The sequence below is a fragment of the Streptomyces sp. NPDC087422 genome (assembly GCF_044744145.1).
Classification (GTDB): Bacteria; Actinomycetota; Actinomycetes; order Streptomycetales; family Streptomycetaceae; genus Actinacidiphila.
The window spans coordinates 13993-39907 of record NZ_JBIUXT010000008.1 but is presented as its reverse complement, the minus strand read 5'-3'; the positions used below and the strand labels follow the sequence as shown (position 1 = coordinate 39907).

At 69.2% G+C, this 25915-nt stretch carries 19 protein-coding genes and 5 pseudogenes; 9 read left to right on the top strand and 15 right to left on the bottom strand.

All coding sequences use genetic code 11. The features are described from left to right. Positions 1–84: 84 nt before the first annotated feature. Both ACIO6U_RS24815 and ACIO6U_RS24810 read right to left on the bottom strand, forming a co-directional pair. On the bottom strand, positions 85–477 hold the full coding sequence (locus tag ACIO6U_RS24815) for a VOC family protein (RefSeq protein ID WP_401311003.1): 393 nt from the start codon (positions 475–477) through the stop codon (positions 85–87). Continuing rightward, positions 474–776: an ArsR/SmtB family transcription factor gene (locus tag ACIO6U_RS24810; RefSeq protein WP_401722329.1), complete on the bottom strand. Its 303-nt coding sequence runs from the start codon at positions 774–776 to the stop codon at positions 474–476. The genes ACIO6U_RS24815 and ACIO6U_RS24810 overlap by 4 nt, the downstream gene beginning before the upstream one ends. Before the next feature lie 317 nt (positions 777–1093). On the opposite strand from ACIO6U_RS24810, the gene ACIO6U_RS24805 reads away from it, so the two are divergent. The 4 genes from ACIO6U_RS24805 to ACIO6U_RS24790 all read left to right on the top strand — a co-directional run bounded on the left by ACIO6U_RS24805 (position 1094) and on the right by ACIO6U_RS24790 (position 4804). Then, positions 1094–2293, top strand: a complete 1200-nt coding sequence (locus tag ACIO6U_RS24805; RefSeq protein WP_401722326.1) for a S8 family peptidase — start codon at positions 1094–1096, stop codon at positions 2291–2293. Between the two features lie 357 nt (positions 2294–2650). Continuing rightward, positions 2651–3376, top strand: a complete 726-nt coding sequence (locus ACIO6U_RS24800) for a dienelactone hydrolase family protein (RefSeq protein ID WP_401722324.1) — start codon at positions 2651–2653, stop codon at positions 3374–3376. 270 nt (positions 3377–3646) lie between these two features. Then, positions 3647–4036 (top strand): PPOX class F420-dependent oxidoreductase, encoded by a 390-nt coding sequence (locus ACIO6U_RS24795; RefSeq protein WP_401722321.1) that lies wholly within the window; start codon positions 3647–3649, stop codon positions 4034–4036. Between the two features lie 372 nt (positions 4037–4408). Continuing rightward, entirely contained in the window at positions 4409–4804 is a 396-nt protein-coding gene (locus ACIO6U_RS24790; RefSeq protein WP_401722741.1) for a phosphotransferase family protein, read from the top strand. Positions 4805–4857: 53 nt separating this feature from the next. Here ACIO6U_RS24790 and ACIO6U_RS24785 read toward each other — a convergent pair. After that, a pseudogene (locus ACIO6U_RS24785) lies at positions 4858–5096 on the bottom strand (IS5/IS1182 family transposase); the annotation flags it as partial. A 227-nt stretch (positions 5097–5323) separates the two neighbouring features. Here ACIO6U_RS24785 and ACIO6U_RS24780 point away from each other — a divergent pair. After that, a complete protein-coding gene (locus tag ACIO6U_RS24780; protein ID WP_401722320.1) occupies positions 5324–7816 on the top strand; it encodes a SufS family cysteine desulfurase in 2493 nt (830 codons plus the stop codon). Between the two features lie 355 nt (positions 7817–8171). On the opposite strand, the gene ACIO6U_RS24775 is transcribed toward ACIO6U_RS24780, so the two are convergent. From ACIO6U_RS24775 to ACIO6U_RS24740, 8 genes and pseudogenes are all read right to left on the bottom strand, one after another. After that, entirely contained in the window at positions 8172–9002 is an 831-nt protein-coding gene (locus tag ACIO6U_RS24775) for a hypothetical protein (protein ID WP_401722739.1), read from the bottom strand. A gap of 792 nt (positions 9003–9794) precedes the next feature. After that, positions 9795–11156, bottom strand: a complete 1362-nt coding sequence (locus ACIO6U_RS24770) for a hypothetical protein (RefSeq protein ID WP_401722318.1) — start codon at positions 11154–11156, stop codon at positions 9795–9797. Between the two features lie 170 nt (positions 11157–11326). Continuing rightward, positions 11327–12076 (bottom strand): class I SAM-dependent methyltransferase, encoded by a 750-nt coding sequence (locus ACIO6U_RS24765; RefSeq protein WP_401722315.1) that lies wholly within the window; start codon positions 12074–12076, stop codon positions 11327–11329. A 113-nt stretch (positions 12077–12189) separates the two neighbouring features. After that, on the bottom strand, positions 12190–12387 hold the full coding sequence (locus tag ACIO6U_RS24760) for an MbtH family protein (protein ID WP_355345479.1): 198 nt from the start codon (positions 12385–12387) through the stop codon (positions 12190–12192). Positions 12388–12400: 13 nt separating this feature from the next. Further along, the gene (locus ACIO6U_RS24755) at positions 12401–15451 is read right to left on the bottom strand and encodes an amino acid adenylation domain-containing protein (protein WP_401722313.1); all 3051 of its coding nucleotides are present in this window, start codon (positions 15449–15451) and stop codon (positions 12401–12403) included. Further along, entirely contained in the window at positions 15448–16860 is a 1413-nt protein-coding gene (locus ACIO6U_RS24750) for a condensation domain-containing protein (protein ID WP_401722736.1), read from the bottom strand. The genes ACIO6U_RS24755 and ACIO6U_RS24750 overlap by 4 nt, the downstream gene beginning before the upstream one ends. Positions 16861–16938: 78 nt before the next feature. Then, a pseudogene (locus tag ACIO6U_RS24745) lies at positions 16939–18692 on the bottom strand (non-ribosomal peptide synthetase); the annotation flags it as partial. Positions 18693–19210: 518 nt separating this feature from the next. Beyond that, a pseudogene (locus ACIO6U_RS24740) lies at positions 19211–19405 on the bottom strand (transposase); the annotation flags it as partial. A 413-nt stretch (positions 19406–19818) separates the two neighbouring features. Here ACIO6U_RS24740 and ACIO6U_RS24735 point away from each other — a divergent pair. Continuing rightward, positions 19819–20220 carry a hypothetical protein gene (locus ACIO6U_RS24735; protein WP_355345470.1) on the top strand — a complete coding sequence of 134 codons (402 nt, stop codon included), beginning with the start codon at positions 19819–19821 and terminating at the stop codon, positions 20218–20220. Positions 20221–20507: 287 nt separating this feature from the next. Here ACIO6U_RS24735 and ACIO6U_RS24730 read toward each other — a convergent pair whose 3' ends face one another. Further along, a complete protein-coding gene (locus ACIO6U_RS24730) occupies positions 20508–20897 on the bottom strand; it encodes a hypothetical protein (RefSeq protein ID WP_391045273.1) in 390 nt (129 codons plus the stop codon). 255 nt (positions 20898–21152) lie between these two features. Here ACIO6U_RS24730 and ACIO6U_RS24725 point away from each other — a divergent pair, with 255 nt between their 5' ends. Together ACIO6U_RS24725 and ACIO6U_RS24720 are read left to right on the top strand one after the other, a co-directional pair. Continuing rightward, positions 21153–21560, top strand: a complete 408-nt coding sequence (locus ACIO6U_RS24725) for a DUF3224 domain-containing protein (RefSeq protein WP_355345464.1) — start codon at positions 21153–21155, stop codon at positions 21558–21560. Between the two features lie 139 nt (positions 21561–21699). Further along, positions 21700–22268: pseudogene (locus tag ACIO6U_RS24720) on the top strand (transposase family protein); the annotation flags it as partial. Between the two features lie 132 nt (positions 22269–22400). Here the strand turns inward: ACIO6U_RS24720 and ACIO6U_RS24715 are convergent. The 3 genes and pseudogenes from ACIO6U_RS24715 to ACIO6U_RS24705 form a co-directional block, all read right to left on the bottom strand. Then, positions 22401–22736: a hypothetical protein gene (locus ACIO6U_RS24715; protein ID WP_401722310.1), complete on the bottom strand. Its 336-nt coding sequence runs from the start codon at positions 22734–22736 to the stop codon at positions 22401–22403. 58 nt (positions 22737–22794) lie between these two features. After that, positions 22795–23277 (bottom strand): hypothetical protein, encoded by a 483-nt coding sequence (locus ACIO6U_RS24710; RefSeq protein ID WP_401722308.1) that lies wholly within the window; start codon positions 23275–23277, stop codon positions 22795–22797. 353 nt (positions 23278–23630) lie between these two features. Continuing rightward, positions 23631–23813, bottom strand: a pseudogene (locus ACIO6U_RS24705) (transposase); the annotation flags it as partial. A 904-nt stretch (positions 23814–24717) separates the two neighbouring features. Between ACIO6U_RS24705 and ACIO6U_RS24700 the strand changes: the two are divergent. Then, the gene (locus ACIO6U_RS24700) at positions 24718–25740 is read left to right on the top strand and encodes a hypothetical protein (protein ID WP_401722306.1); all 1023 of its coding nucleotides are present in this window, start codon (positions 24718–24720) and stop codon (positions 25738–25740) included. Positions 25741–25915: the final 175 nt, after the last annotated feature.

The window sequence follows — 25915 nt, the reverse complement described above, 5'->3', positions numbered from 1 at the left end:
GGACTCGACGTACTGCTCTGCCTGTCCATGAACTACCCCGACGACGCCGGATACGCGACGCAGGCGGGTGCGCGGGGCGGACGGCTACTGGGGCTGGGTCGCGATCTGGATGAGGTTGCCGCAGGTGTCGTCGAAGACGGCGGTGGTAACGGGGCCCATTTCCAGGGGCTCCTGAGTGAAACGGACGCCGAGCCCGGACAGGCGCTCGTACTCCGCCTTCACGTCGCTGACGGCGAACTGGGCGAGCGGGATGCCGTCCTCGAAGAGCGCGTCGCGGTAGGGCGTGACGGCCGGGTGGCCGGCAGGCTCCAGGAGGAGTTCGGTCCCGTCGGGCTCGTCGGGTGAGACGACGGTCAGCCACCGGTCCTTCTCGCCCACCGGCACGTCGTACTTCTTCACGAAGCCGAGGACGTCCGTGTAGAAGGCCAGGGCCTTGGCCTGGTCGTCGACGAACACACTGGTCAGATGGATCCTCATGGGGTGCTCTCCCTTGGTTCGGACGTGCCGCGGACAGGCCAGCGCTCGGTGATCTGCCGCAGTGGGTCGGTGTTCAGGTCGTGGAACTTGTAGCGCCCCTCCCGCCGGGTCTCGACGAGCCCGGCCGCCTCCAGCACGGCGAGGTGCTGCGAGACCCCCTGACGCGAGAGCCCAAGCCGATGCTTCATCGCCAGCCGCGAGCAGATCTCGAACAGCGTCTGTCCTGACTTCTCTGCGAGCTCGTCGAGGATCGTCCTGCGGGTGGGGTCGGCCAAGGCTTTGAACAGGTCATCGGCCACGCTCCCATGATAGGCAAGTCCCCACTTGCCTATCAAGCCGAGGCGCACGCCGGAACCGTCGATGACCAGGAAGTGATCACGGACCCGACGGTGACGTGAACCCCGCCGACGGACCCGGCCGAGGGTTTGAACCTCGCCAAGACGTCCGCTCGGAGCTGTTCCGGCAATCGAAGGTAGCCCGCCGGGCGGTCCGGCTGCGGAGCGAGCGTCTGCGCGCTGACCCCGAGGTACCGGGTCAGAAGTCGCAGGAGCAAGTCGCGCGAATCGCCGGGAGGTGTCCTTGGGAGGGATCGTTTCCGCGTGATCACCTGAGCCGGGTGAACACTCGTAGCAAGATCGCTCTCGCCGGTGCCGTCGCGCTCGCCCTCAGTGGGCCTCTCGTCGCCGGTACGCCCTCTGCTTCCGCTTCGGCCTCGGGGCCCGCACCGCTGGTACGCGCGGCGGACCGGGTGCCGGGCGAGTACATCGTCACCCTCGACAAGAGAATCGACCCCGCCGGAACGGCGGCGAAGCTGGGTCTGAAGCCGGCCTTCTTCTACAATACGGTCCTCAACGGCTTCGCTGTCCGCCTCACTCCCCAGCAGTTGACGCTCGTCCGCGGCAGCCTCGGAGTGGAGGCGGTGGAGGAGGACGGGAAGGTCGCTGTTCCCGACCCGGCGACCGCGTCCACCCCGGCGGTACGCCTGGGCCCGGCGGCCTCGTCCTGGGGCCTGGACCGGATCGACCAGCGCGATCTGCCGCTCGACGGGAAGTTCATCACCACCGGCAACGGCGCCGGAGTGACCGCCTACATCCTCGACACCGGCATCGACTACGGCCACTCCGAGTTCGGCGGGCGCGCCACGTTCGGCTTCGACGCGGTCGCAGACGGCAGGGACGGAGCCGACTGCAACGGCCACGGCACGCACGTCGCAGGAACGGTCGGCGGCAAGACCTACGGCGTCGCCACCAAGGCGAGCCTGGTCAGTGTCCGAGTCCTGGACTGCCGGGGCAACGGCGACGACTCCGCGGTGATCGCGGGCCTGGACTGGGTCGCCAAGCACGCCGTGCAGCCCGCCGTCCTCAACGCCTCCATCGGCGGCGAGAAGTCCCCGGCGCTCAACACCGCCACCACCGCCCTCTCCGACGCGGGCGTCCTGCCGGTCCTCGCGGCGGGCAACGACGCGAAGGACGCCTGCGAGCAATCCCCCGCCTCCGCGCAACGGGTGGTCACGGTCGCGGCGAGCAACAGGTCCGACGAACAGAGCACGTTCTCCAACTGGGGCCCATGCGTCAATCTCTACGCCCCCGGAGAAGGCATCCTCTCAGCCAAACTCGGCGGCGGCTCCGCCTCCCGGAACGGCACCTCGATGGCCGCACCGCACACCACCGGAGTCGCCGTCCTCTACAAGCAGGAACATCCCGCGGCCGACCCCGCCGAGACCGCCGAATTCCTGGAGACCACGGCCACCCGGAACGTCCTGACCAAGCTCAACCCGACGTCCCCCAACGCACTTCTGTTCACCGACGGACTCTAGTCCCGGACCAGCCGTCGGCATCGTGACAGGCGGATCGCGCCACCCGGCCGTCAACCGTGCCCCCGCCCATGTGGTGGCCGACCGGGATACGACGGCCGGTGGACTGGCGGCATCCGCCACCGGCGCCCGGCGCCCCCCCACGGCTGCGGCAGCCCCGCCATCGTCCGGCTCGACGCACCGACACCGGGCGACGCTCAACGACCCGTTCGGCTTGTCCGTCATCTACCAGGACCTGCCAGGTCTGCCGATGACTTGGGAACTCGGGCCGGGCGGGCGCGAGGTGTGCGCGGATGTTTCTGTTCCGCCGGCGGAGAACAGCGCCCCGACCGGGCTCGACGGCCACTACGGTCCAACCGTATGACGACGGTTACCACGCGTACGGTCGAGTATCCGGCTGACGGTTTGACGATGGTCGGGCACCTCGCGCTCCCGGCCGGTACCGACCGCCGGCCCGCGGTGCTGCTCGGGCCTGAGGGTATGGGGCTCAGTGACGTCGAGCGCCGTCGGGCGGATGCTCTCGCCGAGCTGGGATACGTAGCGCTGGCCTTCGACCTGCACGGCGGGCGCTATCTGGGGGACCCCGAGGAGATGCTGGCCCGTTGCCTGCCGCTGCTCGCCGACCCGGACCGGATGCGTGGGATCGGCCACGCGGCGCTGGACGTGCTGCGCGCCGAACCGCGCACCGACCCCGACCGGATCGCCGCCATCGGTTACGGCACCGGCGGCGCCATCGGGCTAGAACTCGGGCGCGACGGCGCCAACCTGCGCGCGATCGGCACCGTCAACGCGACGACCACCGGCCGGCCGGGCGAGGCAGCGCGCATCCGCTGCCCGGTGTGGGCCGGAGTCGGGTCGGAAGACCCGATCATGCCGCCCGCGCAACGCAACGCGTTCACCGCCGAGATGCAGGCCGCGGGCGTCGACTGGCGCCTCGTGGTCTACGGCGGCGCCCTCCACGCCTTCCACCACCCGCCGGTCGACCACCCCATGGTCCCCGGCGTCGGCCACCACCCACAGCACGCACAACGCGCCTGGCGCGACGTCATCGACCTGCTCACCGAGTGCCTGCCCGTAACGGAGTGATCCGGCCGGCAACCGCCCTTCCGGGCCGCGAACCAGGCCGGTAGATCGCCACCGGCTCCGGCGGCTCCGGTTTGCAGGACATCACCGCAGCTCGGATTCGCTACGAAGACACCAAGAGATCCCTCCGCCGTTGGACGGAGGCAGCACGTCACCACCGCACGGCCGACGATCACCCCACTCCGGTCTCGCACCCACGACCTGGCCTTCTGGGCAAGCGCATCCCGGGCACGCAGAGGGAGGCTCCATCAAGCCGTGACGTACCCTTCCGCCATGACAGATGGTCAAACGGACCTTGAGCGGCTGACATCGGGCAAGTACGTCCGGGTCACTACCTTCCGTCGGGACGGCACAGAGGTTCCGACCCCGGTGTGGGTGATCCGGGACGGTGACGCCCTCGGTATCTGGACGGTCGCCGACTCCGGGAAGGTCAAGAGGATCCGCAACCGCGCCGACGTCCTGGTGTCCGCCTGCGACATTCGCGGCAACCCCTCGGGCGAGCCCGTCCCAGGACGGGCGGAGATCCTCACCGGCGAGCAGACCCAGCACTACCGCCGTCTCCTGGCCCGCAAGTACGGGTTGACCGGAAGACTCACCCTCCTGGGCAGCCGCCTGCGCCGCGGCCTGGACGGCACCGTCGGCATCCGGATCACCCTCGCCTGACCGTGCGGCAGCGTCCCCGCCCGCCAACGCGATCCCGACGTCGCCGAGGCGGTCGGCGGAGGAGTTGGGGCCGGGTGGTGTCGCGATCCGGCGTGGGGATCGGTGGGGCCCGGCGCTTCGGATGGTGACCGGGCAGGCGACGAGCATCGCGCGGGGCGGGGAAAGCGTCCCGGACCGCTCGGTGTGCGGTGCCAGGGAGCCGCTGCCAAGTCCGGCGAAGCCGGGACGGCCCGCGTGCTGGTGCGTGTTCTGGATGACGGTCAGGCCGTCGGGGTCGCTGTCGCGGTGGGGAGTCACGTCGAGGTAGCGGGCGAAGCATCACGGCACATCCTTCTCGAAACGCTGACCGAACTCCGCGAGGAATAGCCGAGGCTGCCCGCAGGTCGCCCGGACCGCGTGATTCACGGTGATGCCCGGCGAGGCAACTGCGTGGTGACCGGCAATGGGGGTCGATACCTTCTCGACTTCGAACGAACATCACTCGGGCCAGCCGAATGGGACCTGAGATCCACAGAGGTCGCTGTCGACACGCTGGGCACGGTCTCGTCTGCGGAGTACGACGAGTTCTGTAGCGCGTACGGAGCCGACGTCCGCTCGTGGGACGGATACGACGTCATGCGGAGCGTCCGAGAACTGCGCCTCGTCACCTTCGCCCTGCAGATCACCGGTCAGGATCCAGCCGCGGAACGCGAGGCGCGGCACCGCGTCGCGTGCCTACGCGGGCTCCAGGGGCGCCGGCCGTGGGCCTGGTCCCCCGTGGGTTTGTAAGCACCCTCCAGACAGCGGCGGAAGGGCGAATCGACATCGCGATCGCACTCCATCTGCTGCGGCAGTACCGCGAGGACACGGCCAGGGAGGGTGAGGACAGCCCTAAGCTCGACTGCCAGCAGTCCCAGCGCCGCGTGCGACAGGTTGTGGCGCAGATGGATCAGCGTGGCCACCAGCCGATCGACGAACACCAGCTGGTGGCGAACTCCGGCACTCTCGGCCCGCTTGCGGATTGCGCCCGCGCAGCATGACGGCCGCCTTCGAGGCTGGCCTGCCATGGCGCCGCCAACTTTGATGAGATCGCCCTCGACCCGCAGCGGGCTGATGGGGATCACCGCGATGCCGTAGCAGCACGTCGCGTCAACTGAAGTTCTCCGCCGCCGCACCAGGCGCGTCCCGCGTGGCGTCAGCAATTGTAAACGTCCCGGCGCATTTAACACCTCCGTCACCGGCTTCTCTACACGTCCCCTGCGGAGAGTTGGTTAATGGGCGTGTTGCGGCCGTCCTCGAACTCATCGAATGAACTGGAGGGTGCATATGAATGCTGATTCTGACTGTCCGTGCGGTGCGCACTCGGCCCTGCGGGACTCTGTGCCGGGCGCGAGCCAGCGGGTGTTTGACCTTGACGAGATCCGGGCGGACTTTCCCATCCTTTCGCGCCGGGTCGGAGGCGGTGTTCCGCTGGTGTATCTGGACAGCGCGGCCACCGCACAGAAGCCGGAGATGGTCCTGGCGGCCGAGGCCGACTTCTACCGTCTTCACAACGCCAATGTGCACCGAAGTTCCCACCAGGTGGCGCGTGAGGCGACGGATCTGCTGGAGCGGGGGCGGGCCAGGATCGCCGGCTTCATCGGTGCCCGGCCGCAGGACATGGTCTTGGTGAAGAATGCCTCCGAAGGACTCAATCTCGTCGCATACGCGTTGGCGAACGCCTCCCGTGCGGAGCGTGAGTTGCGGTCCCTGGCGCTGGGGCCGGGGGACCGCGTGGTCATCACCGAGATGGAACACCACTCGAACCTGATGCCCTGGCAGCAGTTGTGCCGCCAGACCGGTGCGGAGCTGGCGTGGCTGACGATCACTCAAGAAGGGCGACTGGATCTGGACAACCTCGACGAGGTGGTCAACGAGCGCACCAAGGTTGTGGCCTTCACTCACCAGTCGAACGTGTACGGCACGGTGAACCCCTTGTCGGTGCTGGTGAAACGCGCCAAGGAGGTGGGGGCGCTGACGGTCCTGGACGCGTGTCAGTCGGTGCCGCACTTCCCCGTCGACGTCACCGAACTCGGGGTGGACTTCCTGGCGTTCTCCGGGCACAAGATGTGCGGCCCCACCGGGATCGGGGTGTTGTGGGGGAGAGGGGAACTCCTGCGGGCGCTTCCACCGTTCCTGACGGGCGGGGAGATGAATGACACCGTCGCCATGGGGCACTCCACCTACGCCGACCCGCCGCAGCGATTCGAGGCCGGCACTCCCATGATCGCCCAAGCCATCGGACTCGCCGCCGCCTGCGCCTACCTCGACACGCTGGGCCGCGACCGGATCGCCGAGCACTGCGCCCGACTGACCGCCCGCGCGCTCGAAGGGCTGGCGAACATCGCGGGCGCCCGGATCGTCGGCCCCGCTGACAGCCGTGATCGCGGGCCAGCGATCTCTTTTGCGCTCAAGGGACGCTTTCCCGACGAGATCGGAGAACACCTGGACGAGCGCGGGATCGGCATCCGCGTCGGTCACCTGTGTGCCCGTCCGGCGTGTGTGCGCTTCGGACTGCCCGCCACCACTCGCGCTTCCTTCTACGCCTACAACACCGAGGACGAGATCGACGTGTTCCTCGAGGCGGTCGCCGAACTCGCCGAACACACCGGGCATCAGGCGGGCGGTCCACCCACGCGCGAGAAGGCGGAGGCGCGTGCGGTCGCCTCTCCCGAGCCCGCGGCGGCTTCGGCCCCGTCTGAGCTGGTGACGGCCTTCTCCGACCGGGTGTTCACCGACGCGGCGACCGCGGTGGGAGGACTGGCTGTCTCACTCGGCGACCGCCTGGGTCTGTACCGGGCGATGGCCGGCGCGGGACCGCTGACACCGGCCCAACTCGCCGAACGGACCGGTACTCAGGAGAACTACGTACGCGAGTGGCTGCACACCCAGTACGGCGCCGGATACGTGGTATCACCCGGCACCGAAGCGGACGGTCAGCGCAACTACGAGCTCCCCGACGCCCATGCCCAGGTCCTCGCCCACCCCGACGCCCCAACAGCCGGCGTCGGCATCTTCACCGCACTGCAAACCCTCTACCGGGTCGAAGACCGGCTCGCCCAGTGCTTCCGCACCGGCGAGGGCGTGGACTGGAGTGAGTACCCGCCACAGATGTTCCGAGCCGTGGCGCGGTTCTTCCGGCCGGCCTACAACGCGAACATCGTCACTCGGTGGCTGCCCGCCCTCCAGGGAGTGCGCGAGCGCCTCGACAGCGGCGCCCAGGTCGCCGACATCGGCTGCGGCGTCGGCTACTCCACCATGCTGATGGCAGCGGCCTTCCCTCGATCTGCGTTCGACGGATACGACTACCACGCCGAGTCCATCGACCGGGCTGCGATCATCGCCGAAGAGCGCGACCTCGACGACCGCGTTCACTTCCACACCGTCGCCGCCGCCGACCTTGACGCCGACCGCCCGGCTTACGACCTGGTGACCTTCTTCAACTGCCTCCACGATATGGGTGACCCTCTCGCGGCCCTGAAAGGTGCACGCCGCATCCTCAAGCCGGCAGGCACGGTCATGCTCGTCGAGCCCAACGGAGAGGCGGATCCGACGATGAACACGCACCCCGTCAGCAAACTCTTCATGGCACTGTCCGTAGGGTTGTGCTTGCCCGCAGCGGTCGCCCAGCACGGCCCCCAGGCCCTGGGCAACCACGCGGGCGAACACGCGCTGCGTTCGCTGGCCCGAGAAGCCGGCTTCGCCCACTGGCGCCGTGCCGCCGAAACACCGCGCAGTGCCGTCTACGAAATCCGCGCCTGAACCCCGCGGGTAGGGACGATGCCCACCTGTACCCCCAGGGGGGCACACCGCGAGGCGGTATCCGTTCGGTCGCCCCGTCTCTCGGCTCGGTACCACCGCGCCGCCCTGGCATCGGGCGTCGGTATCTGCCGGTAGCGCCACCGTCGGGAGGGGCGGCCTGTCCAATCCCTCCGCGGAACGACGCCGGGCCTGGGCCGGCGCGCCCACTGCGAAGGCCGGGGGAGGTCTGGATGGAGGGGCTCCGCCTTCTGTGCCTCCAGCATATGCCGTGGCCAGTCACGGGCGATTTGCCTATATGTCAACTTCCGCAAGGCCCCTCCCGTCCAGGTGCTCAGTCTCCGCATACGGCGCGGTACTACAGGTGCGCTCCGATCTCGTCCATGCGTCCGTCTGCCGGCCGGAGGCCGGTAGTTTCAGTCGGGGAGGTCCTGGCCGACCGGAGGACGTGCTGGATGTCGTACTTCCGTGTCCGGTACTGCCGTTGGACGACGCTGAGCGGACCCAGCCCGGAAAGGGCGGTGAGGATCTGCCGGGTGAGGTGGGCGGAGTCGGGGCCACGTTCGACGAGCCCCAGGGTCGGTGCCTGCGCCAGATCGTCGGGGTGCAGGTCGCCGAGTCCGTCGATGTGCCGGTGCCGCTTGGGAGGCACGATGGCCCCGGCAGCGGGGAAGGGGCCGTGCCCGACGGTGATGAGCAGGTCGCTCGCGTCCGTGACCGAGGCGGACGCGGCACGGAAGTCCGATTCCGCGTAGCACCACTGGTCGGGATGCTGCCCGCGCAGCCTGGGGAAGCGAGTCCGCAAGACGCCGAGGATCTCTGCGGCCGGCTCGACCGGGGTGCACGGAGAGAGGACGAATGACAGCCGGTCGGGGTCCGTCGGCTGGAAGTGACGGGCGTGCTCCACGGTGGCGATGACGGTGACGGCGGTCCCACGTTCCCCTGCGGCACCGGGCACCTGGGGCACTCCGGACCGCCCGAGCACCACCACCGTCTCGCCCCGGGCGAGGAAGTCGGCCGTCAGCATCTGGCTTGCGAGGCGGTGCGGGCATTGCCGGGACGCCCGCCCGCTCGGCAGGCTGCGGAGCGGGCGGGCGTCCTGAGCGGATCCGGCAGAAGCGGCCGGCCCGCGGAACAGCCCGGCGCACCGCTCGTCGGCGGAAACCAGAAGCACGCGCCGGGTCCTCATCGCCCGCGTCCACCGGTGCACCGCGTCCTCGGCCTCCTGCCAGTGCCCGGCAGACGCGACGGCGATGCCCACTGCCGTACCGTCGGGTTCGAGGTACGTAGTCCCGAAGACGGCTTCCGTGTCCCGCCGCGTCGGACCGTGAGAGTCGAGGGCTCCGAACGGCTCTTCCCGCACCTCGGCTCCCGCGCGTCCAAGCCACTCCGTCACCACGCCGGACGCCGGACACCGCACCTCGCCCCTGGTGGGATGGAGGAAAGTCGTGGCGATACGGAAGTCCGCAGTGGAGCGGTCTGCTGTGACATTGAAGCGCTCGGTCTTACGTGTCCTGTTCATGCCCAGCCCTGCCTTACGCGATCTGTCCTATGTCCGAGTCATAGGACTGGCTCAAATCAGCAGAGCACAGACAGGTCTGCGCATAAAGGAAAAGGCCCGCTTTCGAATATATTTCCGGAGATTCCCAGCCACCTTTGACGGGCTCCGGTCAGCAGCGCACGGGGCCGTACTCCGCCGTGACCTGGGCTAGTTCGGAGGGGGACGTTTGCCCCGGCTTGCGCGGGCGGCGGTCAGAACGGCCGTGGTGGACGCCGGGCGCCCGCGTAGCCCGGCGGCGCGGGCGCTGACGCGGGCAATTCGACCGATTTCTGCCTCCGGCGCTGTCCTGCGGCCGGGTCGGCAGAGGGCTGGCCGGGCGGCGGGCCCGGCATGCGCGGCTTGAGAGCCGGCGCAGTCCAGTGCCGCACCGATTGTTCACCGACCCGATCCTTGTCGAGCCGTTCTCGACCGGTGCCTTCCTCAGCGCATGCCGGACGTCGCGCCGTCCCGGTCCGGGATCAGCGCGCTGTTCCGGCGCAGTAAGGCCGCGACCGCCGGAAGCGTACGGTAGGGGCGCAAGCGTGCGGCCAACTCGTTGCGGGCCCGGTCTATGCGCCGGGAGGTGAGGCCGGGAATGAGATCCAGGAAGCCGTGCCAGGTCTGGCATGCCGCTTCCACGTGGCCCTGGGCGAGTTGGCGCTCGGCCAGGCGCGCGAGCAGGATGGCCTGCGAGCGGGCCTCGCCAGGTCGGCGTAGGCGTACGGACCGTTCCAGCGCGAGGAGCGCGTCCTTCTTCTGCCCCAGGTAATGCATCACCACAGCTTCCTGATGGGCGAAGGCGGCGGTGTCGAACGCTCCGACGTCATGGGGCGCGTCCGATGTCCGGCCGAGGTTGCTTTCGGCCCGGCCCAGCAGGCGCAATGCCTCCTTCTTGTTGCCGGACGCCGCCTCGGCCACGCCCAGCTGTCCGATGAGGCTGGCCCGGACGTGGCGCGGGGCCTGCCGGGCGCCTCGCGCTACTGCCGCCTCGGCCAAGACGCGAGCGTTGGCGAAGTATCCGAGGGCGCGGGACTGGACGCTCAGCGCACGCAGGGCCAGCGCTGCGCCTGTTTGGTCGTCGGCGCCCTCGCACAGGCTGAGGCTCAGCCGGTAGAGGGACTGAGCGGTGCCCTGGCGCTCGTCGTCGAAATTCATGAAACCGCACAGGTAGGTCAACCGGGCAGCGGTCGTGAGCAGTTCACGGCGGACACCGGGCGAGGCCGGGGCCGACAGCCAAGGCGCGACGGTGTGGGCCAGGAACCCCTGGAGCGCGGGCCTGGCGTGTCCGCCCCCGAAGGTGCGGTCCGCAACAGAGAACAAAGTGACCATCGAGCCGGCCCAGCGCAGTTCGGCGGCGGACGGGGCCAAACCCTCAACAGCCGCACCGTCCGGCCAGGCCATCGGGATCTCCTCGGTGCCGGGCAGGCTCGCTGCCCGATAAATGCGCGTGGCCCCGGCCGCGGTGGACGGCTTGTCGAGACTCGTCAGCAGGACACTCCTCCAGTGGACGCTGTTCTCCTGCTCAGCGGTCGACGCCGGGGCCTGTTTCTCTGCAAATCCTGCGTCGAGCGGCGTAACCCTGCGGCCCAGGCGGAGCGTCAGAACCTCCGCGACCAGGTCGGAGACGGGCGGACGGGGCGTGGTGCCCGCCAACCACTGGGATACCGACGCCCGCTGGTAAGACAGCGCCAGCCCGGATGATCGGCCGGCCCGGTTGACGGCTTGGGCGAGTTGCTCACCCGTCCACCCGGCCTCGGCCAGCAGCGCCCGTAACTGCGAATTCGGCACGTTCAGTTTTGCCATGACGGCTCCTCGGCGAACGGCGGGAACGCCCTGCGACCGCGGGTGGACGGAACCCGTCGCTGTGGCGCTCGCTCTGGCGAGCGTGCTCTCGCCCGAAGCAGGCTGTCAAACTCCTGGCGTCGTTGTCGGCCGAGGAGATCAGCAGCGTTCCCGGCTGGCCTCGCCGGTCGTCAACTCCTTCCCGTCAGTTGCTTGGCGGTGAGCAGCCCCGCGTGCGGGGCGTCCAGATAGGGGCGCCAGAACGTGTCGGGGCCGGCCGCGGCCGCGTCCGACAGCCGGTGCCTGTGCCACTGGGAGGGACCGAATCCGGTCTCGGCGAGAGCCTTTTCCAGGGTTGGTGCGCTCCAGTAGTGCGCGGTGACATGGGTGTCGTAGGAGCCGAAGAGGATGTGCAGGTCGACCTCGCCGCCGTCCTCGCGCCCGTGGAGGGGGTTCAGCCGGAAGCCGTAGCGGGAGTAGTAGTCGGGGTCGGCGGGAACGTCTGGATGGATCGGGAGCGTCACTAACTCCCCTCCCGTGCGCAGCGCTCCGGCCGCGGTCCGGAACAGGTCCACCAGTTCCGGATAACTGCTCGCGTACGGCAGCACGTAGACGGCCAGCACCAGGTCGAACGTGCCGTGCAGTTCGGCGGGCAGCGGACCGGCGACGTAGCGGATACCGAGCCGCTCGGCCTCCTCGCGGCGCCGGGCGTAGCCGATCATCCCTGCCGACTCGTCCAGCCCGGTCACCGCGAACGCGCCGCGTCCGGCCAGCATGCGGCTGTACACCCCGCTGCCGCAGCCGAGGTCCAGGACCTTCCGCTCGGCGTTCACCGTGCCGACTGCCCCCAGGACTGTGGGGAACTCCAGGTGCTGGCGGAAGGGTAGGGCCGAGAAGTCCTCGTAGAGCTGGGCCAGGGCATCGAACTGACTTGACATCATGTCGTCACGTCTTTTCCTTGCTGGAGGACGGAGGAGGTGGCCGGGGTTCCGTGCCGCAGCGCGGAGCCCCTGGGGAGGGCGGCCCGCGGCTGACCCGGCCCTGCGCGCCGGGGTCAGCCGGCCGGGAGGTGGCCCATGTCGGTCCAGTGCGCGGCAATGTAGGCCGTGCACTCCTGGCGGCGCGCGGAGCGGACCACCGCGGACCAGCCGTCCGGGATCTCGGCGAAGGCCGGCCACAGGGAGTACCGGCCCTGTTCGTTGAGCAGCACGTGGAACGTGCCGTCCTGGTCGTCGAAGGGGCTGTCGGTCATCGCTGTCTCCTGATCAGTCGTCCTTAGGTGCGACGGGGGCGAGGAATCCGCTGCGGGTGAGCTCCCGGACGTATTTCGGGAGCAGTTCGTCGGTGGTGGGGCACGCCTGGCCGGTCAGCGCCCTGACGGTGTCCCAGGTCCGCGTGCAGGACAGCGCTGGCATCCGGTCCTCAAGGTAGAGTTCGAGGACGCTGGTGCCGGACTGCTCCAGGCGTTCGGTGAACAGCGGCAGGAACGGCGCTATCTGGGACTCGGCGTCCCGCGCGGCGTGCGCGGCCAGACGGTCCACCCATATCTTCCACGGGACGGTGTCGACGCCGTGGCCGGCTTGGTTGAGGTGCTCGACGAGGTCGTCCAGCAGGGCGTAGCGCGGGCTGTTGAGGTGGTAAGCAGAGCCGTTGGCCGGACGGTCCAGCGAGAGCCGGACGATGGCGCGGGCAACAGTGTCCACCGGGGTGAAGTCCATCGGCAGCCGGATGTCGGGGGCGGCTCCGACATCGGTGAAAGACTTAATGAGGCTGCACAGGAAGCCGTCGGTCTTCCACGCCCCCGTTCGGGAGTGGCCGGTGACGTCGTGCGGCCGGTAGATGGCGAAGGGCAACCCGAGGGCTCCGGCCTTTCGGATCAGCTCCTCGGCCACCCACTTGGTCTCGGGGTACCCCATGAAGAGGTGCTCGGGGTGGACAGGGATGCTGCCCTCGTGGACGCCCCGGACACCGGACAGGCCGGCGGCCGAGAAGACCGCCTGGGTGGAGACGTAGTGGACGGACTTCGTCCGGCCGACGGCGGCGAACCGGACGACCTCCCTCGTGCCGCCGACGTTCACCGGGGAGAGGGCGGAGTAAGGGTAGAGGAAGTTCACTTGTGCGCCGTTGTGGTAGACGAGGTCCGTCTCCTCGGCGAGCCACCGGTAGCGCTCCGGGGTGAGACCCAGGCGGTCGGCGGCCAGATCCCCGGCGACGGCGACGATCCGCGAGGCGTCCCGGTCCGCGACTTCCAGGCCGTTGCCCCGCAGGGCCGACCTGACCCGCAGCAGTGCCTGTGCGTCGTCCGCGGCCCGCACCAGGCAGTGCACCGTCAGATCCGTGTCCGCCAGGAGGGCGGCGATCAGGTGGGCGCCGAGGAAGCCGGTCGCCCCGGTCAGCAGTGCCTGGCGGGGGCCGCTCGCGCGGGACGCCAGCGTCGCGGCGAAGTCGAGAGCGGTGCCCGGGTCCGACTCGGCGGCGAAGTCGGGGAGAATGCGCCGCCGGGCCGGTACGGAGGGCGCGGCGCGGGCGGTGCGCACGGCCGCGGTCAGTGCGTCAGGGGTCGGGTTGGCCAGCAGCGCCTGGAGTACGGCGCGGCTGTCCTCGGGGCGCAGTCCGAACGCCTTGACCGTGCGGGCGACCAGCCGGGTGGCCTGGAGCGAAGTGCCGCCGTGCGCGAAGAAGTCGTCACGCGGTCCGGCTCGGCGGCCGTCCAAGGAGTGCGCCCACAGAGCGAGCACCTGTTCGCCGGTGTCGTCCTGCGGCGCCGCAGCGGGCGAGGCCGCGGCAGGGGTGAGGGGCCTGGCGGCGAGAGCGGCCCGGTCGGTCTTCCCGCTGGTGGTGAGCGGGAGCCGGTCCAGCCGGACCAGTACGTCGGGCACGAGGTGCGGGGGCAGCTCGGCGGCCAGGTGTCCGCGGACAGACTCGGCGGAGGGGCCAGTGCCGTCGACGGTGAAGTAGCCGACGAGGCGCTTGTCGGCGGGTGAGTCCCCGTGGACGACGACGGCGGTCCGGCCCACCTGGGGATGGCGGGTCAGCGCGGCCTCCACCTCTCCCGGTTCGATGCGGCGCCCGCGAACTTTCACCTGATCGTCGTTGCGCCCGGCGAAGACCAGGTTGCCGTCCGCCGACCGGAAGCCGAGGTCGCCGGTGCGGTACATCCGCTCGCCGGGGAGCCCGAACGGGCAGGCGACGAAGCGGGCGGCCGTCAGCACCGGCCTGGCGACGTATCCGTCCCCGACGCCCTCCCCTGAGATGTACAGCTCGCCGACGGTTTCGTCCGGCACTTCGCGCAGACGCGCGTCGAGCACGGACACCCGGCTGCCTCCGAGCGGGCGGCCGATCGGCACCGGGTCCCGCACATCGCCCTGGAGCCGGAGCCGGTGGCTGGTGGCCGCTACGGTGGTCTCGGTGGGGCCATAGGCGTCGACGACGGTGAGATCGGGGCAGTGCGCCAGCACCTCGCGCACCGCGGCGGCCGGTACCGCCTCCCCGCCGGTCCACAACTCCCGGACGCCTGCCAGGCAGCCCGGATCCTCTTGGGCAACCAGTTGCAGCAGGCTTGCGGTGAGCAGCAGCGAGGTGATGCGGTACTTCGCGATGCAGTGGGCCAGCCCGGCGATGTCCAGTGGTCCGTCCGGTGCCAGCACCGCCTGGTGGCCGCTGAGCAGCGGCGCCCACAGCTCGTACGTCGAGGCGTCGAACCCGTACGATGAGTGGACCAGCACCCGGCTGTGCGCGGCACTGCGCAAGCGGGGGTCCAGGACCAGCGCAGCGACGTTGGCCTGGGTGACCATCACCCCCTTGGGGGCGCCGCTGGAACCCGAGGTGAACATCACATATGCCAGGTCACTCGCGGCCGGCGGGCGGGTGCGCTCGGCGTCGCCCAGGTCGTCGGGGGCGGCCGCGGCCAGTTCCCTCGCCGTCTGCGGGGCGTCCAAGAGCAGCACGTTTGCGGCGAGGCCGTCAGGCAGCCGGTCGAGCAGGCGGCTCTCGGTGAGGGTGAGCGCCGGGGCCGTGTCCGCCGCCATCTGCGCCAGTCGCGCTGGCGGATGGCCCGGATCGAGCGGCAGATAGGCCCCGCCGGCCTTCACCACTGCCAGGACGGCGACGATCTGGTCCGTCGAGCGCGGCAGCAGCAGGGCGGCGGTCGTACCGGGGCCGACGTGCCGGTCCACCAGAAGGCGGGCCAGTCGGTTTGCGCGGGCGTTCAACTGTCCGTACGTCAGCGCGCCGTGGGCGCCGCCGATCGCGGCCTCATTGTTGTGCGCGGCGGCCTGGCGTTCGAAGAGGTGTGACAACGGCGGGGTGGTGGTCATGGAGCGGGGTTCCTTTCCGTGCGGGCCGGGTGGGCGGTGGGCGTCGCGAAGGACGCGGCCAGGAGCCGGCTGAGCGATAGTCCCGGGTCACTCACGGCGGCGGTGAGGAAGCGCCTGAGCCGGCCGAGGACCCCGACGACCGTGCCCCTGTCGTACAGCCTCGGGTCGTACTCGGCGTCGCAGGTGAGGCCGAACAGTTCGCCGGCGGGGTCGCGCCGCTCCCAGAACTCCAGCAACAGGTCGAACTTCACGGCGCCGTTGTGGGGCACAATGACGTGGGCCGGACGGACGCCCAGATCGACGGTCGGCCAGGGGATGTTCTGGAGCACGACGACTGTCTGGAACAACGGGTTGCGGCCGAGACTCCGCGGCGGGTTGAGCCGTTCCACGACCCGTTCAAAGGGGACGTCCTGGTGCTCGAACGCAGCCAGCACCGTGCTCCGGACGCGGTCCAGGAGTCCGGCGAAGGAGGGGTCGCCGGATGTGTCGGTGCGTAATGTGAGGGAGTTGACGAAGAAGCCGATCGCCTCCTCCCACCGCGGGTCGCTCCGGCCGGCCGTCACCGTGCCCAGCGGAAGGTCTGTGGCTGCGGCCGACTCGGCCAGCACTGCGGCCACCCCGGCCTGGAGCACCATGAACAGCGTCGCCCCGTTGCCGCGTGCCAGCGCGACCAGCTCTCGGTGCAGGGCGGCGGGCCAGAAGGCGCCTACCGAGCCGCTGCCGCCGCCCATTCGCGCGCCCGGCGTCCTGAGGCGGTCGTACAGCCCCGGGAGTTCGGCGGGCAGATCCGCCAGCGTCTTCTCCCAGAAGGCGAGCTGGTCGGCGGCGGGCCCGGCGGGGTCGGCGCCGGCCCCGAAGGCCCGATCCTGCCAGACGGTGAAGTCGGCGTACTGCGCGGGTGCTTCGCGCGGTGCCTCGGCCCGCCCGGCAAGAACGGCCCGGTAGGCGGCCGCCAGATCCCTGGCCAGCGGCCCCACGGACCAACCGTCGCACGCGATGTGATGCACGACCAGCACCAGGACCGACCCGGCGAGGTCGGACCGGCCGCGCAACAGCCACGCCCGTAGAGGCGCTTGACGGGTGAGGTCGAACGGCTCGGCCACTGCCTCCCGCACCGCGACGTCGATCCCGTCCGGCTCGACGCGCTGCGTCCGTAGCGCCAACGGGCAGTCGCCGGGCGCCAGGACGTGCTGGACGGGCTCCCCGTCCAGCATCGGGAAGATAGTGCGCAGGCTCTCATGTCGCTCGACCAAGGCGGTCAGCGCCGCCCGCAGGCCGTCCGGGTCCACCGGGCCGTCCACCGGAATGAGCAGCGGCACGTGGTAGGCGGGGCCGGGGTCGAGCTGGTTGAGGTGCCAGAGCCGGGCCTGGCCGGGGGACAGCGGAAGCGGGTCAGGGCGCCGCTCCATGCGGCGCGGGCCCGCTTCCGGCGGCCTCGGTCCGCTTCCGGGATCCCCGCGGCGGGCCGCGCTGACCAGGCCGGCGACCGCGCCGAGCGAGCCGGCGTCAAAGACGGTGCGGATCGGGAGGCCGACGCCGAACTCGCGGCGCAGCAAGTAGGTGAACCGGGTGATCTGGAGAGAGTTGGCGCCCGCGTCGAGGAAGGCGGCGCCCTGCTCCACCGGGGGCAGCCCCAGCGCGCTCCACAACGCGGCGACCCGGTTCCGTGGCTCGTCGTCCCCGGCTGCGGCGTTCGTCGGCCCGTCCGGCAGCGGGCGGTCCGCGAGGAGGGCGCGGTCCACCTTGCCATGGGCGTTGAGGGGCAGCGCGTCCAACGGGATGACGGCGTCCGGCACCAGGTGGGGCGGCAGTGTACGGCGCAGGGAGGCCCGGATCCCGGCGCTCTCCAGGGCGCCGCGCGGACGTACGTACGCCACCAGCCGTTTGTCGTCGGGGCCTGTCTGATGGACGACCACGGCCGCCTGCGCCACCTCCGGCCTGCCCAGCAGGGCGGCCTCGACCTCGCCGGGCTCGATGCGGTGCCCGCGCACTTTGACTTGGGCGTCGGCGCGGCCTATGAAGTCCACGACGCTCTCCGGCAGCGAGCGTACGAGGTCGCCGGTGCGGTACATCCGCTCGCCCGGCGCGCCGAAGGGACAGGCCACGAAGCGCTCGGCCGTCGTCTCCGGTCGGCGCAGGTACCCGCGGGCGACTCCCGCCCCGGCGATGAAGAGCTCGCCGACCTCTCCGGCCGCCACCGGCCGTAACCGGGTGTCAAGTACGAAGAGCCGCTCCGTGTCGAGCGGGCCGCCGATCGGGATGGACGGACCGGCCGCGTCCGCTGTGGTAACTCGCTGCTGGGTGGCGAAGGTGGTGGTCTCGGTCGGGCCGTACACATGACGCAGCACGGTGCGCGGAGCGGCGCGGAGGAAAGCCCGCATGGCCTGCGGTGAACAGGTCTCGCCGCCCGTCAGTACCTCGTCCAGACCTGCGAGGGCCGCCGGGGCGAAGCGGTGATGACGTTGAACAGCGCCGTGGTGAGGAAGACGGCCGAAGCGCCGCTCGCGGTGACGACGGCGCCCAGCCGGTCGGAGTCGAGGGCGTCCGCCATCATTATGGCCCGGCCGCCGTTCAGCAGCGGCACCCACAGTTCGTAAGTCGCGGCGTCGAAGGTTTGCGGGGAGTGCACGAGCACCGCGCGGTGCGCGGGAGTGCTGAAAAGGCGGTCGGAGGCGAGCGCGAGGATGTTGGCGTGTGTGGTGATCACCCCCTTGGGGCGCCCGGTGGAGCCGGAGGTGTACATCACATATGCCGAGTCGTCACCGCTGCCGCTCATAGGCCCGCGCCCATCCTCCGTACGGCCCCGGCGCGTCCCGGTGAGGGAGCGCAGGAACGCCGGGTCGTCCAGGACGATCCATGCGGCCCGGCCGGCCGTCGTGTCGGTACCGAGGCGAGCGGCGATCCCCCGTCGGGTGACCAGCGCGGCGGGTTTCGCGTCGGTGAGCATCAGGGCGATCCGGTCCTCCGGATAGGCTGCGTCGAGCGGGAGGTACGCAGCTCCGGCCTTGAGGATCGCCAGCACTGTGACGGCGTAGTCGGCCGAGCGTGGGAGGGCGAAGGCGACGATGTCGCCGGCCCGGACGCCGTGCGCGGCAAGTAGCGCGGCGAGGCCGTCGGCGCGCGCGTCCAGTTGTGCGTAGGTTAGCTCGCCGTCGTCCCCGGCCACCGCGACAGCGTCCGGAGCCAACCGCGCCTGCCGCTCGAAAGCCGTCGGTACGGTGAGGGCCGGTTCAGCTGCCATGGTGGCATCGGCCGGTATCTGCGCACTCGTCACACTCACGTCCTTAGCGTTGTGTCCTGACAGATGGCTGCGGTCTCCTGGCTGGGATCCGTGCTGATCCGATGACGGCTGCCAGGGACGGAATCCGCAGGCTCGGCAGCTCCGCGGGCCCGTCAAGGAAAGTGACGATGCCGGCTCGGACCGTACCGGCGAGTCCCGGCCGGTACGTGCTGCGGACTCCTCCCAGCTTGGTGCGGCGACCTTGCCGAATACGGGGTCTGCCAGATCGGGACTGTTAAAATGTCGGCGCTGTCAACAACAGACCGACCATGCGCGGGCGGCAGCGGTGGCCCGGACGAGAACGCCGAGGCGGTTCTTTGAGCCGGGTGGGCGGCCGGGGCCGGGTGTGGTGGGTTTCAGTACACCGGCTGGAGGACCAGTCGTCGTGCGGAGGTGCCGGAACCCGCGCGGGACCCGGGCGGGCGTGCGACGTCGGCGTCGGTGGCGCCGGTGCGTGACCACCACAGCCAGACCGGCTTGTTCACCCCGCTGCGGTTCAGGCCGGCGTACAGGGAACCGTGCCCACGGCGATGCTCGGGCGCCAGCGCCAGGTCGACCAGCGATCACACCGGTCCGTCCGTGCAGAGCACGGCGTCGGCCAGCTCGAACAGCGCGTCCGCACGGGCGGTCAGGCGATCGTAGAAGTCGGTCCGGAACCGCGACAACACGGTCAGGGACTCGACGCGGACAGCACCGTTCAGCAGACTCACCCCCGCGGCCTTGCATGATCAACAGCGTCTCGACAACGCACATGACCACATGGGGGCTGTGGTCTCATCCCTTTCACGATGACCAAGCCAGAGCGGGGAACCGCGCCGCCCGGGCGGACATCGGCGAGGCAGACACCGAGCCCATGGGCATGGCAGGCGTGGGCCAGCCACACCGCCGATGTGATCTTGACAGTGCTATGTCTCAGGCCAACTGCGTTACTGCATGACCGCCCCTCCCTCGCGCCGTGAACATCTCACATCCCATTGCACCCAGGTTGGCCGGGATTCTTCTCGCTCCTCCTCTTCGGGTTGGGCAACGGTGTTTGAAGGGGCTACGGGCGGACGTTGAGCCCCACGTTTTGAGAGGAACGGGTTACGTGAAGGTACGCAGGCACATCACCACGATCACGGCCACCGTCGCGCTTGCGGGGTTGGTCGGCTTAGGTCTGGCGGCGCCGGCACAGTCGGCCCCGCAGTCCTGGAAGTGTCGTGACGCCACCGCCTCGACCACCGGGGCGAAGATCGCTGCATCCATCTGCTGGAGCGGGAGTACGGCCAAGGTGGCTGGCCAGGTCTACGACACCAAGGCCGACAGGCACAGCGGCTGCGGAGAGATCATCAAGGCCTCCAACTCGGCCTACAACTACTGTGCTCGCAAGGGTGCGGGGACATCGGTGCACTTCGTCACCGGCGAATTCCACTACAGCCATCCCGTGTGGATCAGGGCATGCACGGAGAATGGTCCCGCATCCGGTCAGAAATGCTCGGCCTGGCACTGACGGACACGCCCGATGGCCGCCAACGTCTTGAACTGATACGGGCCCGCACCCACAGGTTGGTCGACATGCCACCTGGGTGCGGGCCCCCGCGGGGAACGGTCACGGCGGCCGTTCCCCGAACGGAACCTCTGAGGCTGGTGTGATGGGAGGGACGCGGAGCCGCGACGCTGATCAGCCTCTCCGCCCCGGACCCACCGAAAACGCTCGGAACCTTGATCGTTCTCATGTTCTCCAGGGGCACCTTGGCCCAAGGTCTTGCCTGATTCGGAGGAACCGAGGGCTCACCTCTAAAAGCAGAACCAGCCGTTCTGCACGAAACCCTCCGCGTTCACGTTGCCCCAGGCGAAGCCCCGCACGTACTCGCTGCCGAACTCCGCATAGTTCTGGTGCACGGTGAACGTTTGTCCGTAAGTGAGATGGTTGAACGGCGTGCCACCGTAGGAGCTACGGACATCGAGGGTCTGAGCGCACACGGTCATGCGCTGACCTATGTTGCCGTCGTTCGCCCAGAGGTAGGGGCCGCCGGCATAGGCGGCGGACTGGGTGACGGTGAGCATCACCGCCGTGAATACGGCGGTGAGAGAGCTTCCGAGGATGGCACGCCGCGCCAACCGCCGGGGACGACGGTCCGTGCGCAGGGTCGGTTCGAACTGCTGACGTAACGCTGACGCGACCATGGGGTTGTCTCCTTGTCACGGGGACTTACGGCACGGACACAGTAAAGGGACAGGCAGGCATGCGACAGCCACCCAGGCCGGTAACCGACAGGGTCAAGCCACCTTCGAGTATCCGTAGCCGATGAACTGCCATGGCCTCCCCTTGATGATTGAGGTTCCGAAACAGGCATTTAGCTTGTTCTTTAAGGTCTCCTTGGGGGCTGGGGTTACCTCAGGTGCTGCTTGATTGTCAGACCCCCTCGGTACGGTCGACGCATGAGAGCTACGGCAACCTTCACCGTCAAAGCGTTCGTCCCTACCGAGCTGAAGCCCGGGCCAGCCGTATCCACGGCGCTGCCGGTCGGTGTCGCGACCATGGAGAAGCACTACGAGGGGGAGGCAACCGGCCGCTCGGCGACCTTGTTCACTTCCGCGTTCGACCAGACGACCGGCGTGGGCACATACATTGCCATGGAGTCGTTCGACGGATCGCTGCACGGTCGGCAGGGTTCCTTCAACTTCGCGCACTCGGCGACAACGTCTGGCAACGACCGCACTGCGGAGTTCTTCACCATCGTGCCCTCAAGCGGCACCGGCGAGTTGGCGGGGATCGTTGGCGCTGGCGGGATGGCTGTGGAGGCTGACGGCACGCACCGTATCTGGTTCGACTACCAGCTCGGCTGAGCGGCAGGCTTTGGAACGGAGCCGCCTGACATCCGTTGGTCTTCCTTCTCCTGACCGGCCGGGTGGTCACTCCTCTTACCGACGCCGGACGACGCTCAGAACGTGATCACTCGTACGGGGATTCCTCGGGCATGAACACGATCGGCTGGTGGCGACGCTGATCCATCCGCGGCACGACCTGCCGCACTCGGTGCTGGGGCTGCTGTTCGGCGTCGACCGGTCCACCGTTACCCGGGCGATCGGAGAGATGCGCACGCTCCTGGCGGAGCGGGGGTGCGCAGTTCCCGACCGCCCCGGCCTGCGGCTTCGGACGCTGACGGATGTGTTTGCCTACGCCCGGGCCGAGGGCGTCGGGCTGCGTTTGGACGCCACCGAGGTTCAGGTCCGCCGGCCACCGGTCGGCCGCGGCGGACGGCGCGCGTTCGTCTCGGGCAAGAAGAAGCAGTTTGCCTGGGCCTGAGCCGCGACCACCGTGGGCAAGCGATCACCCCTCCGAGAAAACCCCGCCCGGGGGCACTACCCGGCAGAGCGGAACAGTGGGAACGAGACCGCCACGGCCACGCGTCCGACCGAATCACCGTCGGACGCGCCCTCGCCGATCACAAACGCTGGAAGCAGCTCCAGCGCTGGACCCATCGTCGTGACCGCCTCCCCGACACCTACCGAGCCATCGCAGGCATCGTCTCCGACTGCAACATCCCTGCCTGAAATCGGGCCATGCACGGTGCAGGCGGTCACCCAGGTCGTCCACACCGAACGAATCGGGGGAGCAGGAACTCGCAGCCGCGGACTTGGCGCGTGGGCCGTCCCCTCCACGCGCCTGTGGCGGAGGGTTGCGGATCAGGGCTGAAGGATCTCCTGGATGCCGGGAACAGGTCCCACTGCCAGGTCTTCGATGACGAGGATGAGGAAACAGTCCGCGAGGGCGGAGGCGTTCCCCTCCGCGGACTCCCCGGCGAGCGTGTCCTCCGGGACGAACTCCGTCTCCCAGGTCCGGGCTGACTGCCATTGATCTGATTCCACCGTCCCCCGGACGCGGATCGGCCACCTCGTCCCCGTGCCCTGCGCGTCGATGATACGGAGGGCGCCTGCCTGTGGGGAATGGCCGGTTAGACCTTTCATCTTCTCCGCGACGAGCCGCGTTGTCTCGGCGGGTGGGAATTCTTCGCCTACCATGCCGCCACTGTACCTTCTTCGAACTGCGGTCCGGCGGTTTTCCGCAGATGCCGAGTTGTCAGCACGCCGGCTGGACTTCACCGCGAGGGAGCGTTATCGAGTTCTCATGGTAGGCGGTGATGATCCCCTTGATGCCGGTGGACCCGTAGCTGTTGAACTGGACCACAACCCGGAACTGACCTTCGCAGGGGGCCAGGTCACGGAGGATGAACGCTATGGAATTTCCCCCTTGCGGGACAGTAGAGGTGAAGTATGCCAACGTGTTGGCAATATCCTCGTCGACATGGGCGGACCAGTGCTTGGAGTGAATGTGGTTGAAACCCCAGGTGCTGCTTCCACACCGAAGCGGTACAAGTGCGTACGGCACGTGAGGCGCGTACCACTTAACGATGTGCCCCGCTGTCTGGCCGTTGCACGCGGTCGGACTCAGCACTGCTGGCTGGACCGGCGCCGCTTGCGCGGCGGTGGATACACCTCCGGAAATGATAAGTGCGCCCAATGCGGCGGCGATTTTTGTCGTTGTGCGCATGGTCAGCTTCATGGGGCCTCCGTGATTTCTCTTTGTCTTTGTTGTGGGAAATCTATGAAGGCAGTCGAGGTCGAGTCAATTCATTAACGGTGTGGGTGATTCAACGTTTCCGACCTGTGGTTCGGTTTCGGACGTCCCTCCTCTGGGTGTGCCGCACGTGAACGGAACTCAATGATCATCGGTTGTCAGGCTGGCTGCTCCAATGGATCAAGATGTATCCGGAACGCACTTGCGTGATGACCTCTTCGCGGCTCTGCAGGTCGAGTATGGCGCACATCTATCGGCGAGACGGGCGACGTCCTGTATGGGGCGTCACTTAGATCGGCTAACAACGGCTGACACAACGAGCCGAGTTGTCGGTGGGAGATGAGGCAGCAGGCGAGTTTGAGGAACGCTTCGCGGATGTCGGCTCGCCGCTCCCCTCGGATGCGCAGACGTCGGAAGCCGTGCAGCCACGCAAAACTCCGCTCGACCACCCAGCGGTAGGCGCCCAGTCCGGTGCCGTGCAGGGTGCCGCGGCGGGCGATCGCGGGCACGATGCCACGTGCGCTGACCTGGTCGCTGTAGATGTCGTGGTCGTAGGTTGGGGCGCAGTCCCGCCGCGGGCTTGAACCGGTTCCGGTGAAGGTCGAGGGCTTGCGTTCGAACGCCGTGCGTCTGGCCGCATGTGGTTGGCTGGCCGAGGACAGGCCGGAGACGTTCAGCGTCCCTGCCAGCCCGAGGCGGCGGCATGACCGTGGTCATCGCCTGGGCGCTGTCGGTGCGCCGTTCTTAGTCTCGGGCCAGGCAGCGCGAGCGCATCAGGCCCGCGAACGTCCGCTCCAGCAGCCTGCGCGCCCGGCCTCGCGGTCGGTGACCGTTGCTGCCGTGACCATCACGTTCAACAGCACCCTGAGCGTGTCCACCATGAAGTGCCGCTTGCGGCGGTGACCTTCTTCGTAGCGTTGGAGCCGCTGGAGCCGTTCCCCGGCTGGGCGTCGCTGCTGTCCGGGGCGGGCTCAGAGATCGCAGCTGCGGAGGCGGCGGGTCGGGCGTGACACGAATGGGTGAATCCAATTGGCATATGCGGAGGCGGGCAATATTTGTGCCTCGGGCAGGGCACGAGTACGCAGTAGGAAACGCGCCGTTCGTTATGTTTGTCGCCGTTGTGTGGTGCGGCGGAGGCGTGGTCCGGTGCGACGGGAGTGTGCCGATGGAAAGGGCTGCCGAGACATGCAGAGGTCGTGCAGGACGGAGCACTGGCAGGTAGCGGCTGGCCTGGAAAGCCGGGAGGAGATCACCGTCTTCGCGACGGTCCGTCACCCCGTCCGGGGGCTCGTCCATTGCCGGGCGGCGGAGTTCCTGGGAGGGGCTCTCCAGCGGGAAGGCTGGTCTGTGCGTTATGAGGACGAATCTCCTCCGCTTCTGTCGAGCTTCCCGGACGGGGCCGGTCATGCTGCGGCAGGAGTCCAGGTGCTGTCCTACTTGCAACGTGACCGGCAGGCGGCAGGGTTGGCAGGGGCGGCTCCTTCTGGTGGGGCCTCGATCGCGTTGCAGAGGGCGCTGGCTTCCTGGCGGACTGTGATGCGGACTCGCCAGTTCGTGGTCGCGGAAGGTGATCCTTTGTGCTGGGGTGCCGTGCGCGCCCAGGCTCTGCTGGAGGGGGCCTTGTCGGCCGGTGGCGGCCAGGTGCGAATTCTGGCCGGCACGATGCCGCACTATTCAGCCGGTGCCGGTGATGAAGGACACTCCGCGTTGTCGACGGACGAACTCGACCGAGTGGCGGCGGGCACCCGTGTAGTGATCGGGCCGGCTGGCGTGGCCCCAACTGTGCGAGCCTCCCTGGTCCGCCAGGGGCTGCGTGTTATCGATGCGACCTGTCCGCTGGTGACGGCCGCCCAGGCCGAGGTCCGCAGATTCGCCGCGCACGGCGAAAGCGTCCTTCTCATCGGACCTCGGGACAGTGCCGTGCTGCCCGGCATGGTCGGGCAGGCTCCCGACGCGGTCCGGACGGTGCACGATGTCGCCGAAGCAGGAGACATCCGGGTGGAGGCCCCCGGCCGTGTGGCGGTGGTGACCGCACCGGGGACCCCAGGCGAGCGGAACCGGATGGTCGCCGAGGCGGTGCGGGGCGCACTGGGGCATGTGCTGCCCCAGGACCCGACCACGTACTGCCACGCCGCCAGCGATCGGGAGCACGCCCTGCTCAGACTGGCCGCATCCAGCGATGCCGTCCTGGTCCTGGGACGCCAAAACTCCCCCACTCTGGCCAGCCTGAGGAATTCCGGTGTGCGGGCGTACGGGGCAGCTCGCAGTGCAGAGGTGAGGCCCGCGTGGCTGGCGGGAGCCGCCGCGCTCGGCATCGTCGCGGCCCCTGGAGCCAGCCCCGCTCTCATGGCCGACACGCTGCGGGCATTGACGGGTCTGGGGCCGTCGGCCGTGACCCGACAGGTTACGACCACCCTCGTGGACCGGGGCGACACGGAGAGCGGCTGACCGTCAGCTGGCCCTCTGGGCCCCGGCGTGCCGGTGTGTACCGCATGGGTGGGGCGTGCGGCTGCCCGCGCAATGTGTTCATCACGTGGTGCAGCCGGGGCGGACCGGGACGTCCCGAGGTGCTGACGGAGGTTCTGGCGGGTATGTGTTCTGTTCCCCCTAAAGGCAGAAAAGA